We start from the raw sequence: 19996 nt of genomic DNA, 5'->3' as shown, positions 1-19996 counted from the left end.
TATGATTTCCTCATTCCGCCGGCGATAAAATATAATGGCGAATGGCGTAGGCCACGCCGTTTTCATCATTACTGCGGGTAATATACTTAGCCGCCTCTTTTACAACCGCCTCGGCGTTGCCGACAGCAATCGGGCAGCCGGCTAACTGAAACATACTCACATCATTGTAATTATCGCCGAACACGGCGATCTGGTCCAGACTCATGCCCCGCTGTCCGGCCAGATACCGCAGCGCGTCTCCCTTCGAAATACCCTGGGCCATAATATCCAGAGCGCCCTGCATGGACTGGACCAGGTACAGTTCCCCTTCCCGGTTATGCCATGCTTCCATGTTCTCCTTCAGGACGGCGTCTGCATTCCAGAGAAAAAATTTCAGCACCGAATCCAGCGGCAGGTCCTCCGGCCGGGCTGCTTCCCGCAAAGGAACCCGGAACTCTTCCGGCATCCGGGCGTTGAAGTCGTGAAAGAGATTCACCCGGTCACTGCCGCGGCTGTAATAAATAAAATCATAGGAATAGGCCAGCATATCAAGCCGGTGGGTAAAGCAATATTCCGCCACGGCCCGGGCCGTCTCCCGGCCGATGGTCCGGCTGAACAAAACCTGCCCCGTCCCGACATCCCGAATCATCCCGCCATTACAGCAGATGACGGGCCCGGCAATGCCCAGCCGGAAGACAAGTTCCTTAATAAAAAGATCGCTCCGGCCGGTGGCCAGGATCAATTCAATCCCGGCTTGCCGCATTTCCTGCACGGCGCGGACCGTTTCCTCGCTTAACCGGCTGTTGGAATCCAGCAAAGTACCGTCCACGTCGCAGACACACCATTGAATCGCCATCAAAATCCGCCTTCCCTCAGTTTATCCAGCACAAACTGTCGGGATCTGGTAATTTCAGCCATCGGGTCCTTCATCTTGTCACCCCACATTTCAATGACAAACGGACCCTTATACCGCAGCGCCTTGAGTTTTTTAAACGCTTTTACAAAATCCACATCGCCTTCACCGAACGGGACATCCCGGAATTGGCCGGCAAAGCTGTCGGTCACCGTTTTGGTTTCTTTCACATGGACGGCTACAATCCGGGGATACCCCAGTTCCAGTTCCTGCTCCAGGTCATTGCCCCAGGCGCTTAAGTTTCCCAGATCCGGATACACAGTCAGCCAAGGCATTTGTATCTGCCGGTCATAAACCATGTATTTTTGTATGGAATTCATAAACGGGGTATCCATAATTTCGATCGCCAACATGACCTGATGTTTTTCCGCCAAGTCTACCGACCGTTTCAACCCCGCCAAAAAATTCGCCTTGGTATCTTCTCCTTGTTCTTCATAATAAACGTCATATCCTGCCAGCTGTATGACCCGGATTCCCACATCTTTGGCAAACTCCATGGCTTTTTCCATTAATTCCAGCGCCTGCCGCCGGATTTCACTGCTCCGGCTCCCCAGCGGGTACCGGCGGTGGCCGCTGAAGCACATCGTCATAATCGGAGTTCCGGCCGCATCAATATATTGAAGCAGGCGCCGCTTTTCCTCCTTGGTCCAGTACAGGCGAAACAAACGGTCATCGCTTTCGTCCACCGACAATTCCAGAAAATCAAAGCCCAGTTGCCGGGCCATTTTCAATTTAGCCGGCCAGTCCATGCCCCTGGGCAGAGCCTTTTCATAGAGCCCCAGTAAATTTTCCATACTGCTCACCAATATTTCGCGAACTCTTCCTTAAATTGCCGCGCCGCCTGCCGCGGATCGGCCGCATCGCGAATCGAGCGTCCGGCAATAAAAACATAAATGGGCAGCTCCTTGAAAAACCGGACATCCTCCACCGTCACGCCACCGGTCACGGTAACCTGAAAGCCCATTTCGCATAGCCGGCCCACCTTTTCGAGATCGGCAGGGCCCCAATTGACCCCGGCGGCCTGGGCATCCCGGGAGCGGTGATAAACCACCTGTCCGACGCCGGCCTTCTTCCATTCCGCCGCCTGCTCAAAAGTCCAATGGCCGGTCAGTTCAACCTGAATATCCTTACCCCGCTCCTTCGCTACCGCTAATGCACCGGCAATGGTAGGAATCTCGGCGCAGCAGATGACGGTGGCCCAATCGGCGCCGGCGTCAAACATCATTGGCGTAATAATCTTGCCGGCATCGGCAATTTTGGCATCGGCCAGAACAATCTTATCCGGATACATGGTTTTCAAATACTCAACGGCCCGTTTGCCTTCGGCACACAATAAAATTGTACCGACTTCAATGACGTCGATTTCGGCGGCAACGTCCCGTAACGCTTTTACTGCTTCCGGAAACGATAAATTATCAAGAGCAATCTGTAATTTAGGCATCATACTATTTCCTCCTTCTATTTCCCTTACAAGAAAGACCAAACGGTCTTTAAGTGGAAGGAAAGTATTTTACTTTTCGGTATTCTTAAAAAGAATATGTTATATTTAGAAACAACCCGAAAAGTTATACTTTCCGATCCCTCAAGAAAAAACCAATTCCAAAAAAGTGAAAGGCACGGCGTCCTCTTTCGGCCGCCGCACCCTTTTCCCGGCCAGAGGCTCAGACGGTTCTTTATTCCGCTTTCCCCTGATTCAAGAGGTATTCTTTAATTTTGGTCTCAATCTCCGCTTCCGACAGCAGATTGACCAGGCCAATCACCTTAGTCCGGGTATTTTTAATGTTAAAATTTCCCGTCAGCGCGGCGGAGCAAAAGACGACATCGTAATTTGCAGCCATGGCCTTCGCTTCCCCGACGCTGGAATGATGAATTTCGGCGGCAATGTTTAATTTTTTAAACACTTTATCGATTTTCATTTTAATAATCTGGCTGGATCCCATCCCATTGCCGCAAGCTGCAATTACCTTAAGCATCAAAGCCACCTACTTTAAAATATTTTTCTCTATTACTTCTATTGTATTGGATTTGCGGAATCAGCAGCATAAGCACCACCGCGATTACGATGCCGGGAATAGCCAGGTTCTTCATTAACACGCCAATGGCCGGCCATAATGTATCCCAGTCAATGTTGCCGTGCCAGCCGCCGTAATTATACAGCTGGAAGTACCAGGCTGCAAAAGCGCCGCCCAATACCTGGATAATCCCGGTACAGAAAGTCAGGATTCCCGCAGCCCGGACACCGCCGAACTTATTGGCAAACACGGCTACCGTGGCATTGTCAAAGAAGACCGGCACAAACCCGGTGATAATCATAATCGGTGACTTAAAGAGAACCAAGCCGGCAATCGCCAGAAACTGGCCGACAGCACCGAATAAAAAGCCAAACGTAATTGTATTGGGGGAAGCAAATCCATACGTCGCCGCGCAGTCCACCGCCGGCAATGCCCCCGGCAGCACCTTATCGGAAATGCCGCGGAACGATTCCGTCAATTCCGCCACAAACATCCGCACTCCGCTGATTAAAATAAACAGATACACTGCAAAGGACAGCGATTTGGAAAGTATATAGGTGAAAAAAGCTATGGTTGGCGGAAAATTTGCCTTATCAATATGCCGGAGGTACGGTTCGCCCAAAACAGTCATAATAATACCGAAGAATAGCAGCATTAACGTCCCCGTTGCGATTACATTGTCGTTAAACATGGACAACCAGCGGGGCAGATTGATGTTCTCCACCGACTTTTCGGGATTGCCGATTTTCGGTGCAATTTTACTGCTCAGCCAGACCCACAACATCTGCTGATGGCCGACGGCAAATCCGCCGCCTTCCGTGAGCTCTTCCGTGGGCTCCACAGTCAGATTCGAAAATACGGCCCAGTAGGTGCCGGCCAGTATGCCCACCGCAATGGCACCGTAAATATTGCGCAACTCCGGAATGGCAAAAAACACCAGCCAGGTCGCGGTAGTGGCCTGCTGAATCATAATATGACCAGTGACAAACAAAGTACGGACCTTGGAATACCGGCGCAGCAGCACCAGCAATATATTCCAGCCAAAACCGATCATTAACGAGATCATGGTCCAGGAAAGCGACATCCCGATGGCCTTGATGGCTTCCCCGGCGGCATTCAGGCCGAAATACGGGTCAATAACCGCAGCGTTCAAATGAAAGCGATCATTCAGTCCGGATAAAATAGGCCGAAACGTCACCACCAGACCGCCGGCGCCGACACTCCAGATCATCATGCCGACCGCGGCTTTGATAAAACCGCCGAAGGCTTCATAAACCGGTTTACCCAGCAGCATATAACCGATAAATACCAATAAGCCGATAACAAACTCCGGTTTAACCATGATATTGTTGCCAAAGGCTTTGGAAAATGCATCAAATGCGGCCCAATAATCCATTTAGAATTCCTCCTCTCTTTAATACCAGACATTACGGACAATTTTAAGGTTCTCCACTTCCCTCCTTTCCAATTCAGGCGATTAAACGGCGCAATTCTTCCATTCCTTCTACTTGCAGCAAATCAGATAAAAACTTCTCATCCGAAATGGCTTCCACCAGAGTCTGCAGCATTCCCAGATGGGAAGTATTGTCCACGGAAGCCAGTACAAATAATAGCCGGGCGTCATGTTCCCTGCTGTCGCTGAAATGAACCGGACGGCTCACTTTCATAAAACTGACCGCATTTTCGCGGACCCCGCTGCCGCCCTGAGCGTGCGGCATTGCAATGTCCGGAGCGATAACAATATACGGCCCGTACTGATTGATACAGGCAATCATGGAATCAATGTAAGTTTCCTCGATCGCTCCGTCCCGCAGCAAAGGTCGGGCCGCCGCCCGCACGGCATCTTCCCAGCTGTCGAACCCGTCGGCAAAAGTAACCCGCTCTTTGGCCATTAACTCCTTAAACACGGTTAAAACCTCCCCCCTCGCAAAGTGCACCGTATGTTTTACAAAAAGGATTTATAAGGCAAATCAATATCTGCTGCAAAACAATCATCAAAGCCGCGCGGATAGTGATATTCCCGTTTGTCCTTATCCGCCGGATAAACAAATTTACCGCCCACCTGCCAGATAAACGGCTTGAAGTTATACTGCAGCCTGTCTTTTTTCATTTCATATAATACATTGATTTCCGCCGGATCGGCCTGGAAATTAGACCAGATATCATGGTGAAACGGAATCACTACCTTGGTCTTCAAGGCTTCCGCCATTCTCAGTATGTCCGAGGCAGTCATCTTGTCGCTAATCCCGCGGGGATTTTCACCGAATGAACCCAGAGCCACATCAATTTGATACTCATTGCCATGTTTGGCATAATAATTGGAATAATGGGAATCGCCGCTATGGTAGACGCTGCCGCCCGGTGTTGTTATCAGATAGTTTACCGCCCGCTCATCCATATTGCCGGGCAGCCTGCCGGTCAGGACGACTCCCGCCGGAGCCGTAATTAAAGCCGTCCGGTCAAAGGACTCCAGCACCGTAAGTTCCGTATCTTTAATCCGGACCACGTCGCCCGGTTTGACAATCCGGCAGCGCTCCGCCGGCACGCCCCAGCTCATCCAAAGCTCGACGCAGGCTTTGGGGCCGATAAAAGGCACCGTTGCGTCGCAATTTTTCATCACCGCCGCTGCCACATTGACGTCGATGTGATCGTTGTGGTCGTGGGTCGCCAACACGGCATCAATTTGTTTTATCGCAAACGGGTCCAGGACAAAGGGTGCTACCCGAAGATTGGGCTGCAGTTTCCTGCCGCCGCTCATTCGCGCCATCTGGTGATGAGTGTCCATCAGAGCTTTTTTCTTGGTTCGTTTGCCGCTGCCGCACCAGAAATCAATGCAAAGGTTGGCATTCCCTTCCGATTTTACCCAGATTCCCGTGCAGCCCAGCCACCACATGGCGAACGTTCCCGGCGCCACAACCTCCGCTTCAATTTCTTCATTCAGCCACGTTCCCCATTCGGGAAACGTATTCAATATCCAGGACTCACGGGTAATTTGATCAATTTTACTCATGTTATCCACCTTTCTCTCAACCCGCATGAAGTACGGCAGCATACCGCGTCGTCAAAAGCCAGATTGACAAAGTACGGCCGGTATGCTTAAATTGAGTTATGCACATTTGCTCATAAAGTAATCATCTGTTCAAGTCCATCATAACAAACTTCGTAAATTGGCGTCAATAAAAAATTGTCATTTGTCTGAATATTGCACATTTGTGCAATATCCCCATTGAAATAGACAGGTTGAGGAGGATAGATCATGTCGGAAGAACTGGAAATACTCTGTGAAGTCGCCCGTCTGTATTACGAAAATAACCTGACGCAAAATGAAATTGCCAAATCGGTTCACACCTCGCGCTCTACCGTATCACGACTATTACAGGAAGCCCGGGACAAAGGCCTTGTCGAAATCATCATTCATTATCCCTGGGACCGTTCCCCCCAATTGGAACAAGACTTCCTGCAGCGATTCGGGTTAAACGATGTTCGTATCATGGACAGCCGCAACCGCAAAGACGACGATGTCCTGAAAGGGGTCTGCCTGCTGGCCGCCCGGTACATCCAGGGATCGCTGAAAGAAAATAGCACCCTGGGCATTTCCTGGGGACGCACGATGTACCATACGGTTCAAATGATGCGCCCTGCAGAAAAAACGCCGATTCGGGTCATCCAGTTATTCGGCGCCGCCAACTCCCCCAACCGGTTGACCGACGGTCCCGATTTAGTCCGTCAATTGGCCAATATGTATAACGGCGAATGCTATTATATTCACGCCCCCTTATTGGTGGAAAATGTCCAGGCTCGCCGGGCCCTCCTGCAGGACCAGCATATTCAAGAGACCTTGCGTCTGGCCCAGCAGGCCGACATTGCCTTAACCGGCATCGGCAGCCTGGAAGCAGCCAGCACAATTAGCTATCTGACTTCCCAGGCGGCGGAAGAACTCCGCCGCCTGGGATCAGCCGGACACATCTGTGCGCAGCATTACGACATTCACGGCCGCGTATTGGCTACGGACATCCATAAATGTCTTATCGGCATCACGCTGGATTCCTTGCGCAAAATCAGGCAAGTCGTCGGCGTTGCTTCCGGTGATGCCAAAGCCGGCGCCATTTTAGGCGCTCTGCGGGGAAAACACGTCAACACCCTGATCACCGACGACCTGACAGCCAGAAAAGTTCTGGCCCTTGACAGTGAGAAAGACCGCTAACGCAGTCTTTCGGCTAAAACTTATACTTTACATTTAAAAAACCCGCTGCCGGCAGCGGGTTTTCGTAATATTTATCAATGGACTTATATACACTAGTTCTACTTGCTCAATGCAGGTACGAATCCAAAACGATACTGCCCGCGCCGGTTACAATGACGTCGTCTCCCAGGGTTCCCCGGCTGAATTCAAGCTGAATCCCGTTGATCCGGCAGAATCTTTCGCGGGCTAATTTCACCGTGGTTTCATAAAAAGCCCGGCTTTTTTTCACTAAAAGACCTCCCAGGATAATCAGGCGGGGATTCAATATATTGGCCAGATTCGCAACGGCGACGGCGAAATGGCCGGCGGCTTCGGCGAGCACTTCAAGTGCCAGCGGATCCCCCTCCTCCGCCGCTGTACAAACTGCATCCAGGGTGATGGCGGTGAGGTCATAATCCACTCTTTCAACCAGCGGCGAGTAGCGGCCCTGTTTTATTGCATCAATGAAACAGGTTAATACCGACTTCAGGGATATATACGCCTCGACACAACCCTGGCCGCCACAGGAACACTTTCGGCCTTCCCGGTCAATGACCGTATGGCCGAAAGAACCTTCATTGGCATTAACCAGTTTATTGTTGGCGATGACCCCCAGCCGCACACCCACGCCGGCAATAATATAGGCCATGTTGTCCAGACCCCGGCCGCAACCCTGGCGGTATTCTCCCAGCACCGCCGCATTGGCGCCGTTTTCTACCAGCGTGACCAGTCCCGTTTTTTCCTCCAGGATTTTCTTAATGGATACGTTTTCCCAGCCTGCGGCGGGAAAATTGACCGGGTTCAGAATGATCCCCCGTTCCCGGTCCACCGGACCGACCGCGCCCACCCCGACGCCGAGCAGCCTTTTCCGGTCAATTCCGATGGTAAATTCATCAATCATCCTGCCGATCTTATTTAGCGTTTCCTCCGGTGTATTTTCAGTAAACATGCCGAACGTACCGGACTTTAAAATCGTCAGCTTCAAGTCCATCAGCGCAACCCGGGTGTAAGTCCGCGAGATATCGACGCCGACAATATAGCCGGCGGCGGGATTAATCCGGAACAGCAGGGGCTTTCTTCCCCCGCTGGACTCGCCAATATCGGCCGCATAAATCAATTCTGCCGCGATCAGCCGGTCCATTGCCCGGGTCAGCGTGGAAAGCTTAAAATCTGTAATTTCCCGCAGCTTCGCCTTCGAAACCGGTTCGTGTTCCCGGATATACGCATACAGGGTTCGGCAATTTCGCACCGCCGTAGTAACGGGGCGTTTCAATTCTTGGAACATGCTATCATCCTTACTTTTAACTTCTGCTACCAATTATACCACTCAAGATATCCCCTAGACAAAAAATACTAAAACTTTTTCTCATAAATAATAAAAGTCCCTCGACCTTTCTACATTTTTCTTAAAGGCCAATATTAAAATTCAACAATCATCTTTGTTTTTTCTACATTGTCTGTTATAATAAAAAATATGCTGGCATAAATTACAAAGCACTTTATTCCTAAATGGTTAAAAGTCCGGCAAAAAAATTTTAGAACAATCTGCAGGAGATGATCTTAAAATGACTGAATTTTTATGGCTCTTACCCCTCGGGTATGTGGTCGGGGTTTTCGGAACCCTAATCGGCGCGGGGGGCGGATTTATATTAGTCCCTATTCTTTTATTGGTTTATCCCCATAAAAGCCCGGATGCAATAACCAGCATGTCCCTGGCCGTAGTCTTCTTCAATGCTTTTTCCGGTTCCTACGCCTACTCCAAAATGAAACGGATTGATTACAAATCCGGTATGCTCTTTGCAGCGGCTACCATTCCCGGGTCCATTCTCGGCGCCATAACTACCTCGTATATACCAAGGCAACTTTTCAACGGCATATTCGGCGTCTTACTGATAGCGGCCGCCGCTTTTCTGCTGCTAAACCCCAGCAAGAAAAAGAACGGAACCGGCGAAGTCAAAAAAAATTTCGTTACCCGGACGCTTGTGGACGCGGAAGGCATGGAATACATTTTTTCCTTTAACCCCGTAATCGGTGTGGTCCTCAGCGTATTTGTCGGCTATTTGTCCAGCCTGCTCGGCATCGGCGGTGGAATTATCCATGTACCGGCCCTGGTTCATCTGTTAAACTATCCCGTTCACATCGCCACGGCTACTTCCCACTTTATTTTGGCAATTATGGCCTTATCCGGAACCGCCGTTCATCTGGCGACCGGCGTGCTGGCCACCAGCGCCTTCCAAACCATCGCCTTGTCAATCGGCGTCTTGTTCGGTGCCCAGTTGGGCGCCAAATTGTCCCAGAAAGTGAAGGGAACGGCAATCATCCGCAGTCTGGCCATCGGCCTCGCTCTTGTCGGCGTCCGGATCTTCATGATGGCATTTTAACACCGGCCAACAGGGTATCGATCATGTGTGCCACGCCGTCCGCATCATTGGCAGGCGCTATATAGCGGCAAATTTTCTTCACGGCTTCCTCGGCATTGCCAATGGCCACACTGATCCCCACCCGGCTCAACATGGAAATATCGTTATAATTGTCACCGAAAGCCATAACCTCGCTCAGCCCGATACCCAGATAAGCGGCCAGCTTCTCGAGCGCGTTGCCTTTGGAAACAGCCGGAGCAATCATTTCAAAAATTTCACGGCCGGCAATCGTCATGGCCATCCCTTCATACTTGCCAAAAAAGTCCCGTCCCCGCTGTAATTTTTCCCGGTTGAACGTAATCGCGCTTACATTGCCAAAAATCAAATCCTGTTGGCGCCAAATCGCTTCAAAAGGCTCGGCGAAAACCACACCGTCCGCCGACAACAATCTATTGATTTCCTGCCGGGCCGTTTCGGCCGTTAATTCCCGCTCAATCGTTCCGGCCGCCGCCGCGCTTTCAAAATCCTGCAGCAGCACTTCCCGGGCGTTGGGCGGGATAAACATATGCCGGTCGGTACAAACATCATAAAAATAGCCGTTCCCCTGCAGCCATTCAACCGCCTGCAGGGCTTTTTTCTTATCCAGACCGGCTGCCTGGATTAACCGGCCGTCTTTGGTGTAAACAAAGGCGCCGTTGTTGGAAATAATATGCGGTGTCAATCCGGCCCGCCGGCAGACCGCCAGGGCATTGCCATAAATCCTTCCGGTGGCTACGGCAATTTCGATTCCCCGGCGCTGCGCCGCCAGCAGGGCCGCCGCATTCACCTTGCTGACCTCCCGCCGGGAATTCAGCAAAGTACCATCCAGATCGGAAACAATCAGCTTCACATTTCATTCACCCTTTTCCCTATAGAATTCCTCGCTTTAATTTATATTTAGCAAGATCAAAAACAAGATTTCCGTCCGCCCTGATTTCGATGCCCGTTGAACGGACCTGCGGAAACACCCTGGCCGTAAAAACAACGGTCCCGTCATTAATAAACACTTCGGCGATACTTTGATCAACGACTATTTTAACAGCCAGCCTTTCCGCCGGCATAAACAGCGCAGTCCTTACCGGGCCGACCGGGGCGGTAAAATTGTTGAGAAAGCTCCGCCGGTCAAGAGACACAACCCCGTTTACCTGGTCAAAACGAAGCAGCAGCCTTTCTTCCTCCGATTTAAATAATTCTATCATAATATCGCGGCTTTGAATATCCGTAAAATCGATATCCAATTCATAAAGATTGCCGTCATTGGCAATACTTACGGAGTTACCCGTCAAACAGCCCCGCAGGGAAAAGCAGTCCGTCCGCAGTACCTGGCACTCCCTGGCCGGCATTTGCCTTAATACCCCGTCCTGCAGCCGTAACTGCCGCGGTAAGGTCAGACAATGGGCCCACTGATTTTTATCGGAGGGATATTCCGTTTCGCTCATACCTGCCCAGCCCAGAAGCAATCTCCGTCCGGCAGGGTCCTGAAATGTCTGGGGCGCATAAAAATCGAAGCCTTTATCCAATTCCCGGACGCATTCCGTCTCAAAGGTCAGATTCGCCAAATCCAGTTTGCCGACGGCATAAATTACATTGTAGAGATTCTGGTAATCATGGCCGGCCGGTGCCAGACCCTGGGGACAAAACAGCAGGATATCCCGGCCGTCAAGCCGGAAGTAATCCGGACATTCCCACATATAGCCGAAGTTTATCATGGGCGTCTTTAATTCGCCCCGTAATTTCCATTGCAGCGCATCCTGGGATTCATAAACAAGCAGTGTTCCGGTGCGGTTTTTCCTTTGCGCTCCCAGAAAAATACAGTATTTTCCATCCTCGTCCTGCCAAATTTTCGGATCACGCACATGGCCGGTGTAGCCTGCCGGCACGCCTTCAATCAACGGATTCGCCACAGCCTTGGTTATGCCATAATTTTTATCCATTCTCGCCATACACAGATTGGCGCTTCTCGCTTCATCCGCATAGCGGATGTTACCGGTATAAAAAAGCAATAACTCCCCGTCCTTCTCCAGGGCACTGCCCGAATAAGCCCCGTGCGATTCATAGTCCTCCGTGGGAATGATGGCCACAGGCATTCTTTTCCAGTGAACCAGGTCCCCGGATTTAACATGAGCCCAGTGTTTCATGCCATGGATTACTCCGAAGGGATACCATTGATAAAAAACATGATATTCCCCGTTAAAATAGGCAAGCCCATTTGGGTCGTTCAGCAAGCCGCACTCGGGATGAATATGGCAAACCGGTTTCCATGGGTCCTTTTGAGCGAGCTCCTTTAAAGCTTCCAGTTCACCGGCCCTGGCGGTTAAAATGGTCCGGAATTTAGAGTCTCTTAGTTTTTCCAAATTTCTGCCCTCCCTGTTCCTTGTCTTAGACTTGTTTACCCCCTGGTTCCACACGGAGCCAGGGGGTATTGCTCAAATCCGGTAATTTTTCACTTCGCCTTACAGCGTCACTCCCTGGCCGGTTTCTTCCGTTTCCTTGCCGGTCGTTTCATATTTTCTGGCCAGCAGGAGGGTCAGGCTAAAAGCCACGGTGAAAGAAATCGCCATGCCAATTACGTAATGGAAAATGCCGTCCGGCCGGATGGAGATAATCCCCGGCAGCCCGGCCGCGCCCAACGCCACCGCCAGCGTTTTATACAGGCTGATATAGGCGGAAGCGATCGCCGAACCGGTTATGGCGGCCATAAACGGATATTTTAGCTTCAAATTAACCCCGAACATAGCCGGTTCAGTAATCCCCAACAAGGCGGAAATGCCGGCGGCCGAGGCAACCCCTTTCAGCTTCCGGTTGCGGGTAACAAAGAACACGGCCAGCGTAGCCGCCCCCTGGGCCACATTGGACATGGCCGCAATCGGAAAAATGAACGTCCCGCCCGTTTTCGCCATATTTGCCAGCAGCTGCGTTTCCACGGCAATAAAACTGTTATGCATGCCGGTAATAACAATGGGCGCATAAACCAGTCCGAACAGGCCGCCGCCGATAAATCCCGCCGAGCCGTACAGCCAGACGAGGCCGTCGGTCAGCAGATTGCCCGCCAGCCGGGTAACCGGGCCGACAAGCGTAAAGGTCAGTAACCCCGTAATAAAAATGGATAAAAGGGGAGTCAGTAGGATATCCAACGCCGCAGGCACGACCCGGCGCAAAAACTGCTCGATTTTGGCCAATAAGAAGCTCGCTGCCAAAACCGGCAGCACCGATCCCTGATAGCCCACCTTTTCAATGGTAAGACCGAAAATATTCCATACCGGAGCGGCCACCTTGCCGTAACTGTAGCCATTCAGCAAAGCAGGGTGGACCATCAGCATGCCCAGGGCCGCCCCCAGGAACGGATTGCCGCCAAACCGCTTCGCCGCGGAAAAACCGATCAGCACCGGCAGAAACACAAACGCAGCGTTGGCAAAGGTATTAATCATGTCCGCCAAATCCTTCGTCTGCGGATAGGCCTCTACCAGCGATTTTCCGGCAACAAGAAGATCTTTGGCGGTTAATACGTTATTCAGTCCCATCAATAAACCGCCGGCAACAATCGCGGGAATGATTGGCACAAAAATATCGGAAAGCATTTTGACAAACTGCTGCAGCACATTTAATTTTTTCGCGCCCGCCGCTTTTACCTCCTGGGTAGACATTTCCCGGATTCCCGCCAGGGCTGCCAGCGCCTCATACACCAAATTCACCGTTCCGGTTCCCAAAATCACCTGATATTGCCCGCCTGTGGAAAAAGTTCCTTTCACCGCCTCCATCCTGTCTAAAGCGGCCTGGTCCACTTTCGATTCATCCTGTAAAACAAGCCGCAGCCGGGTGGCGCAATGGGCCGCCGCCGACAGATTCTCCCTGCCCCCGACCGCCTCCAGGATCTCCTGGGCAACCTTTTTGTAATCCACGCTAAATCCTCCCCCTCTCATTTATGGGAACGGTTCCACACTGGATAAAAAAATAAATAATATTATCGCAATTGGCAAAATTCAACTTTATGGGAACGGTTCCACATCTTTATTATAGCTTTCAAAAATTCAATTTGTCAACGCTTTCCCGTTCGATGATTTGATAATCGCAAACAATTAACCGTTGAACCGTTTCTCCCTGGAGCAGCCTGACCAGATTGCCGGCGGCCGTAAACCCGGCCTGATAATAATCGAACCTGGCCGTAGTCAGTCCCGGATGAACCACCGCCGAAACATTATAGTCGCCAAAACCAACGACGGAAATGTCGGCAGGAATTTTCAGCCCCTGGGAAAACACACTCTTCATCGCCCCCAGGGCAATATTGTCGGTAGCGCAAAACAGGAGCGACGGCCTCGTTTCCCGGATAATCCGAGCGGCCGCGTCAATGGCGTCTTCAATCGCAAAACTGGTCGTATGATACGATATATCCAGTCCTTCCGCCTCACCGGCCGCTTTCCTGAACCCGGCTTTCCGCCTGACGCCTACGGCAATATCCGTTTCGGTCACGCCTAAATAGGCAATTTTTCTATGCCCTCTGGCAATTACATACCGGGCCAGTTCATAAGCCGCATTAAAATCGTCATAGGTGACGCAGTAATATTTCGAATGCTCCTGTCCCATCAGGACAACCGGAACTTTTATACTGTCTATAGCCGTTTGATGCCTGGCTGAGACCTCCGTGGCCAGCAGAATAATCCCCGCCACTTTCTGTTTAGCCAGACTGTAAAGACTCTCAATCTCCCGTTCCCGGCTCAGACCGGTATTGGCGATCAGCATTTGATAATTATGCTGTTTCAATTTTTCATCGATGCCGATCAGCGTTCTGGCTGCCGCGTACGAATCCAGCCGGGGCACAATTACGCCGATAAAATTCGATTGTTTGGCTTTCAAATTCTGGGCAAAGGCATTGGGCTCATAGCCGGTCCTGGCGATTACCGTTTCTATTTTTTCTTTCGCTTCGCTGCTGACATACCCGCCGTTTAAATGCCGGGAAACCGTACTTTTGGAAACGCCGGCCAACTTCGCAATATCGGAAATCGTCTTGATCATCGCCACCACCATGCCTTTACTCTATCCCCATTGTAGGGTAAAAAAAAAGGGGCGTCAAGAGAAGCACTCCGACACCCGCGTCAAGGCCCAGTCCAGCTCTTCCCGCCGGATAATCAGGGGCGGCGCAAAGCGGATAATATTCTTATGAGTCTCTTTACACAGAAGGCCCTTCCCTTTTAACCGTTCACAGTATGGCCGGGCCGCCTCATTCAGTTCCATGCCGATCAATAACCCCCGGCCCCGCACCTGGCGAATCACCGGGCTATGCAGTTGCTGCAGCCGGTCGAGAAAATAACGTCCCATCTTTAACGAATTCGCCGTCAACCCCTCTTCTTCCAATACCTCGAGCGCTGCAACGGCCACGGCGCAGGCCAGTGGATTGCCGCCAAAAGTTGAACCATGGGAACCCGGTTCAAAGACCCCCAGAATTTCCCGGTCCGCCGCCACCATGGAGATAGGCAGAACGCCGCCGCCCAGGGCTTTCCCCAGAATCAGCACATCGGGCGTAACATTTTCCCAGTCACAGGCAAACAATTTCCCCGTCCGGCCAAAACCGGTCTGAATTTCATCGGCCATGAACAACACCCTGTTTTGCCGGCACACGGCATAGGCATCCCGCAAAAAACCCTCATACGGAATGATAATGCCGGCCTCGCCCTGGATGGGTTCTACCAGGAAGCCGGCCGTATTGGGGGTAATCGCCCGCTCCAGGGTGCCAATATCGCCGTACGGTATCAGGGTAAATCCGGGAGTATAGGGGCCAAAACCGGCCTTATATTCCTCTTCGGAAGAAAAGGAAGTAATAGTCACCGTTCGGCCATGGAAATTCCCCCTACAGACAATGATTTCCGCCTGGTTGGCCGGCACCTTCTTCTGCCGGCAGGCCCAGCGGCGCACCGCTTTTATCGCCGTTTCCACCGCTTCCGCCCCGGTGTTCATCGGTAAAAACATGCTCTTGCCGGTAAGCTCCGCCAGCTTCTCATACAGACGATACAACTGGTCATTATGAAAAGCCCGTGACGTTAAGGTCACCTTATCAGCCTGTTCTTTCAACGCCCGGATAATTTTCGGGTGCCGGTGCCCCTGATTGAGAGCCGAGTAAGAACTGAGCATATCCATATACCGGTTTCCCTCGGGGTCTTCCACCCACACGCCTTCAGCCCTGGTAATCACAATCGGCAGCGGCCGGTAATTGTGCGCTCCCATGCGCTCGGTTTGTTCGATAATGGTATCCGACAAAGTCATACGATCCTCTCCTCTTCCCGGGCAGGCCTTACCGCGTTTCTCCCATTCCCGGCAAACAATACCGGATTAGCGCTCCGCCGGTTTATTTAAAATACCGTACTTTTTCAGACGGTACTGCAGCGCCTGCCGCTTCATTCCCAGCAGTTCCGCGGCTCTGGTAATATTGCCGTGGCTGCTTTGCATTGCTTCAATAATCAGCTTTTCTTCCTGCCGGCCAAAAGAGGCCTTAAAATAATTGCCTGCTTCCCCGCCGCCTGTTCCGGTCAGGTTTTGCCGCTCAATAAAGTTCTGGAACGCGCCGAAGCTGAGATATTTTAAGTGTTCGGCGGTAATCAGGCCGCTGTCGGTAAAATTAAGCAGCGCTTCCACCACGTGTTCCAATTCCCGCACATTACCGGGCCAGCCATAGCGCAGAAAAATCGCCATGACCTCCGGCGCCAGGCCGGTTACCCTTTTCTGAAACCGGCTGTTATATTTGTTGATAAAATAACCGGCCAGGCCGTAAATATCTTCCCGCCGCTCCCGCAGCGGAGGAATCTCCACGCAAATCACACTCAACCGGTAAAATAAATCCTCCCGCAGCTTACCGGCGGCTAAAAGCTCGGCCGGTTTTTCATTGGTTGCGGCAATAAATCGCACATCGACGGGAATATCCTCGCCGCCGCCCAAGCGGCGTACGGCCCCCTCCTGCAGCACTCGCAATATTTTAGCCTGCAGGGACAGGCTCATACTGTTGATTTCATCCAGAAAAACCGTACCGCCCTGAGCCTGCTCAAACAGACCTGCTTTATCCACCGCGCCGGTGAAACTTCCCTTCGTCGACCCGAAGAGCATTCCTTCCAGCAGACTTTCCGGCAAAGCGGCGCAGTTTTGCGCGATAAACGGCTGGTTGCGGCGCCTGCCTTCATTGTGCAGGCTCTGAGCGAACAGTTCCTTGCCCGTCCCGGTCTCGCCGTAAATGAGAACCGTCGAAGTGGTATGGGCCACTTTTTTTAACCGGTCGACAATCGCCCGGATTTTCGGGCTGTCGCCAACAATATTGGCAAAGGAAATGGGGGGTTTGCCGCCTTTGCCGGCGAACCGCTGTAAAAAAGAAACCTTTTCCGTCAGGCTGACCACCAGCGAAATATCGCGGGAAACTTCCAGCGCTCCCAGCATGGTTCCCTTGTCGATAATTGGAATGGTCGTATTCACCGTTTTGATCTGCTTTCCCTGATAATTAACGTATTCCTGCAGCCAGTCCCGGATGGGTTCGCCCGTTTCCATCACCTTACACAGGGTGCTCTCCTGCGGCGTAATGGACGGAAACACATCAAACAGCAATTTGCCGACCACCTCCTTCGCCGCCAGTCCCTCCAGCCGTGAAAGAGTCCCATTGTAAAAGACAATACGGCAGCCGGCGTCCACAATCAAAATTCCCTCTTCAATCGTATTTAGAACATATTTAACAATGTCGCTGCCCAAAATTCGCTCCAGTTTATTTGCCGCCATGGCGCTTTCCCTGCCTTTATCCGCCGCGAAACAACGCGCGGCTCCTGCTTCTACACCCATTGTATACAGGGAAAGAACGGAAAGTCAAACAGGAAAGACCGCGGCGCGGAAGACCTTCTTCTATTTTAATAATCGCTCCAGGGTCTGCTCCAGAATGAACGGCATGGCGTCCAGCGAATAGCGGCAGCTGAGCCGTTCCGACAGCTTATGGGCGTCCCGGCCGTAGGGACCGATATTGACCACCGGCATGCCGATGGACTGAAGCTCCCCGATAGGAAGAGTATAACTGCGGGACCAGGCCGGCATGTTCTCAACGAGCGCGGCGATCTGCCGTTCATCATGGGAAATATCGCAATAACTCAGATCGGAAATATAAGGATAAAACTTCTTCAGCACAATCTTATAATCATACAGCCGCTGCGCTTCTTCAATCACCTCGCCGATCAGGCCGAGCAGCCGCCGCTCCTTTTCGGAGCGGTCGCTGACAAAGATATGGGGATAATATGGCGGGGCCAGATAAACAATAATCTTCGAATTCTGATCCGAATAATTTTTATGCACCGCCTGCACAATCGCTAACGAGATTTCCCGGTCATCCGCTTTTTTCGCCTGCTGTTCCCGGACTGCCGCTTCAATAATCCGGTCCAGCCTGTCGCCGGTTTCCGCTTTCACCGCTTGGTACAATTCATCATAGGTCAATACTTGCACCCGCCAGGGAAGCGGCCGATAGGGAATGCGGCTCAGGCGGCAAAAGGTTTCATATTCCCGGTTCAACTTGTCGATTACCTGTTCAAAAGCTAAAATAGCCTGCTCCTTGTATTGTGCAAGCACCTCCGCCGGCTGGCTGGCATGGGTGGCATGATTGAAATACAGGCTCACCGCGTTGGCCGTCTGGACGGAATATTCCTGTTTTAAATCCCGCTGGTGCAGACTGACCGGCGGCAGGGTCACTTCCCCGTCGGCAATATCGCACAGTTCCGTATTAAAATCAATCTGGTTTAAAACCGCCGCTGCCAGGAGATTGGCGTTCAAACCGTTAAACGCCTCACCCACATGAGTTTCTTCCCCGTATACGTAAAAACTGGGCAGCAACTTGCCGACAGTGCCAACATAAACATATTTGTTTTCATCCCCCGGATACTGGCCGGTCATATAATCCGTGTTCAGCGCCACCGTAAATTCCCATCCCTTTTCCCGCGCCAGCCGTTCCAGTTCGGGCACCGCGGCCAGCATGCCCGCCGAATTGCCTTCTTCGTCGGGAACGGCGATAAAAACCAGATTACCCTGCAGTTCGGCCGCCTGTCCGGCGAACTTCTCCACCATTACCATCAGGGCGGCTACCCCGGTTTTCATGTCAAAAATACCCCGGCCGAAAATCCAATCAGGAGAATTTATCTCTGCCAGCGTCTCTTCACTGAATTGGATGAATTTCAACTTCTCCTGCAACACTTCGGGCCGCGTCGCATAGGGTTTCAATTCGCCGTAATCTTCGACGCCGACCGTGTCGATGTGTCCCAAACAAAGGACGGTCCTGGCTTTTTCACCTTCCCGGGCTGGCCGTTTCCCGCCTTCAATATACGCCAGAACCGTACAGCGTCCCCCCGGGTCACCCGGGACCGGCACCCAGCGCAAATGGTCTTTGTTTTTTTGAAAATAATCCAGCTTGGCCAAATAGGAATAAATTGCCCGGGCGGCCTGGACTTCCCCCTCCGTGCCGACAATACTGCTGATTCTGGTTAACTCTAACGCGATGGACTTAATTTTTTCTCCCGTTGACATAGACAACTCACTCCCTGTAGTAACTGATTAGGCCCTTTCCAGCGGAAAGGTCATACAATGAGGCCCGCCGCCGCTTTTGAGAATTTCAGACAAATCCACGGCGAGGACTTCCAGGCCCAGGGCCTGCAAATTCCGGTTCACTTTCTTATTATTGCTGAAGGAAAGAACTTTACCGCCGCCCAGGGCCTGAATATTGCAGGCATGCAAAAAAACTTCCCCCTGTGACACTTCAATCAATTCAAAGCCGCACTGTTCGAGCATTTTGACAAAATCTGCCGGCAAGGCTTCCCGGCAGATGACCGCGACCCCTTCGGCGGCAATATTAAAGCACATATCCAAATGCAGGTTATCCCGGGGGCAAATCACCGGCACGACCGTATACCCCCAATGCCGTACCTGCCTGGCGATATTGCGCAATCCGCGCCAGTCCGTCCGCTGCACCAGACCCACCGCCAGAGTGGATTCATCCAAAAAACAGAAGTCCCCGCCTTCAAAGTAACCCTCTGTACAGCGGGCAATACAGGGAATTTCCAGCCTTTCCATTTCTTTTACATAAAATGCCGTTTCTCCCTGCCGGACAGGTTCGCGGAATCGGCCGAGAATATACCCGTTAGCCAGGCAGGCGCCAAAATCCCGCGCATAGACTTGATTTACCAGACCTTTCACCGGATCGGCCAGCACAACCTCCACGCCGCTTTCCCGGTAAGCCTGAACCAATTCGGCATGCTCCTTCAGGCAGGCTTGCCGGTTGCTTTTCTCCCCCTTGGCCGCCCACTTTTTCGAAATATAGTCAATTGGTTCGATGCCGATATGCACGGGAGGGCAAAGCAGCACTTTTTTTAATAGGCCCGTAGAATTTCGCACATATACTTTCTCTATCACGCATTTTTCTTCCATCCTGTTTCACCCGCCCGAAACTCAGCTTTCAATTTGAATTTGGTAAAAT

18 protein-coding genes are annotated in these 19996 nt (G+C 51.7%); 2 read left to right on the top strand and 16 right to left on the bottom strand.

Translation table 11 applies throughout. From position 1 onward, the window contains the following. Window positions 1-10: 10 nt before the first annotated feature. From LUCIF_RS25395 to ulaG, 7 genes are all read right to left on the bottom strand, one after another. Window positions 11-835, bottom strand: coding sequence for an HAD family hydrolase (locus LUCIF_RS25395; protein ID WP_122630687.1), 825 nt, complete (start codon window positions 833-835; stop codon window positions 11-13). Continuing rightward, a complete protein-coding gene (locus LUCIF_RS25390; RefSeq protein ID WP_122630759.1) occupies window positions 835-1686 on the bottom strand; it encodes an L-ribulose-5-phosphate 3-epimerase in 852 nt (283 codons plus the stop codon). Before LUCIF_RS25390 ends, LUCIF_RS25395 begins: the two co-directional genes overlap by 1 nt. 5 nt (window positions 1687-1691) lie before the next feature. After that, complete coding sequence (locus LUCIF_RS25385; protein WP_122630686.1) at window positions 1692-2336, bottom strand: 3-keto-L-gulonate-6-phosphate decarboxylase UlaD; 645 nt, start codon at window positions 2334-2336, stop codon at window positions 1692-1694. 229 nt (window positions 2337-2565) lie between these two features. Continuing rightward, window positions 2566-2865 (bottom strand): PTS sugar transporter subunit IIB, encoded by a 300-nt coding sequence (locus LUCIF_RS25380; protein ID WP_122630685.1) that lies wholly within the window; start codon window positions 2863-2865, stop codon window positions 2566-2568. Next, window positions 2858-4300, bottom strand: a complete 1443-nt coding sequence (locus LUCIF_RS25375; RefSeq protein ID WP_122630684.1) for a PTS sugar transporter subunit IIC — start codon at window positions 4298-4300, stop codon at window positions 2858-2860. Before LUCIF_RS25375 ends, LUCIF_RS25380 begins: the two co-directional genes overlap by 8 nt. Window positions 4301-4373: 73 nt before the next feature. After that, window positions 4374-4811 carry a PTS sugar transporter subunit IIA gene (locus tag LUCIF_RS25370; RefSeq protein ID WP_122630683.1) on the bottom strand — a complete coding sequence of 146 codons (438 nt, stop codon included), beginning with the start codon at window positions 4809-4811 and terminating at the stop codon, window positions 4374-4376. Between the two features lie 38 nt (window positions 4812-4849). Beyond that, window positions 4850-5914, bottom strand: coding sequence for an L-ascorbate 6-phosphate lactonase (ulaG, locus tag LUCIF_RS25365; RefSeq protein WP_122630682.1), 1065 nt, complete (start codon window positions 5912-5914; stop codon window positions 4850-4852). Window positions 5915-6160: 246 nt separating this feature from the next. Here ulaG and LUCIF_RS25360 point away from each other — a divergent pair, with 246 nt between their 5' ends. Then, a complete protein-coding gene (locus tag LUCIF_RS25360; protein WP_122630681.1) occupies window positions 6161-7108 on the top strand; it encodes a sugar-binding transcriptional regulator in 948 nt (315 codons plus the stop codon). 106 nt (window positions 7109-7214) lie between these two features. Here the strand turns inward: LUCIF_RS25360 and LUCIF_RS25355 are convergent, their stop codons facing one another. After that, complete coding sequence (locus tag LUCIF_RS25355; RefSeq protein WP_122630680.1) at window positions 7215-8411, bottom strand: ROK family protein; 1197 nt, start codon at window positions 8409-8411, stop codon at window positions 7215-7217. Window positions 8412-8691: 280 nt separating this feature from the next. On the opposite strand from LUCIF_RS25355, the gene LUCIF_RS25350 reads away from it, so the two are divergent. After that, complete coding sequence (locus LUCIF_RS25350; RefSeq protein ID WP_122630679.1) at window positions 8692-9507, top strand: sulfite exporter TauE/SafE family protein; 816 nt, start codon at window positions 8692-8694, stop codon at window positions 9505-9507. Here LUCIF_RS25350 and LUCIF_RS25345 read toward each other — a convergent pair. From LUCIF_RS25345 to LUCIF_RS25310, 8 genes are all read right to left on the bottom strand, one after another. Further along, entirely contained in the window at window positions 9491-10375 is an 885-nt protein-coding gene (locus LUCIF_RS25345) for an HAD family hydrolase (RefSeq protein WP_122630678.1), read from the bottom strand. The two genes, LUCIF_RS25350 and LUCIF_RS25345, sit on opposite strands and share 17 nt — an antisense overlap. A 19-nt stretch (window positions 10376-10394) precedes the next feature. Next, a complete protein-coding gene (locus LUCIF_RS25340; protein ID WP_122630677.1) occupies window positions 10395-11879 on the bottom strand; it encodes a glycoside hydrolase family 32 protein in 1485 nt (494 codons plus the stop codon). A gap of 99 nt (window positions 11880-11978) precedes the next feature. Beyond that, the gene (locus LUCIF_RS25335) at window positions 11979-13424 is read right to left on the bottom strand and encodes a sucrose-specific PTS transporter subunit IIBC (protein ID WP_122630676.1); all 1446 of its coding nucleotides are present in this window, start codon (window positions 13422-13424) and stop codon (window positions 11979-11981) included. 121 nt (window positions 13425-13545) lie between these two features. Further along, entirely contained in the window at window positions 13546-14535 is a 990-nt protein-coding gene (locus tag LUCIF_RS25330) for a LacI family DNA-binding transcriptional regulator (protein WP_122630675.1), read from the bottom strand. A gap of 54 nt (window positions 14536-14589) precedes the next feature. Then, window positions 14590-15780 (bottom strand): ornithine--oxo-acid transaminase, encoded by a 1191-nt coding sequence (locus LUCIF_RS25325; RefSeq protein WP_122630674.1) that lies wholly within the window; start codon window positions 15778-15780, stop codon window positions 14590-14592. A gap of 66 nt (window positions 15781-15846) precedes the next feature. Beyond that, entirely contained in the window at window positions 15847-17331 is a 1485-nt protein-coding gene (locus tag LUCIF_RS25320) for a sigma-54 interaction domain-containing protein (RefSeq protein ID WP_207858477.1), read from the bottom strand. A gap of 60 nt (window positions 17332-17391) precedes the next feature. After that, on the bottom strand, window positions 17392-19050 hold the full coding sequence (locus tag LUCIF_RS25315; RefSeq protein ID WP_122630672.1) for a M20/M25/M40 family metallo-hydrolase: 1659 nt from the start codon (window positions 19048-19050) through the stop codon (window positions 17392-17394). 27 nt (window positions 19051-19077) lie between these two features. Beyond that, window positions 19078-19947: a dimethylarginine dimethylaminohydrolase family protein gene (locus tag LUCIF_RS25310; RefSeq protein WP_207858464.1), complete on the bottom strand. Its 870-nt coding sequence runs from the start codon at window positions 19945-19947 to the stop codon at window positions 19078-19080. Window positions 19948-19996 lie beyond the last annotated feature (49 nt).

The sequence above is a fragment of the Allolucifera butyrica genome, from assembly GCF_900476375.1.
In the GTDB taxonomy this organism is placed as follows: domain Bacteria; phylum Bacillota; class Negativicutes; order Sporomusales; family UPPP01; genus Lucifera; species Lucifera butyrica.
Note: the sequence above shows the minus strand (reverse complement) of the source record. Positions and strands in the feature narration are given on the sequence as shown.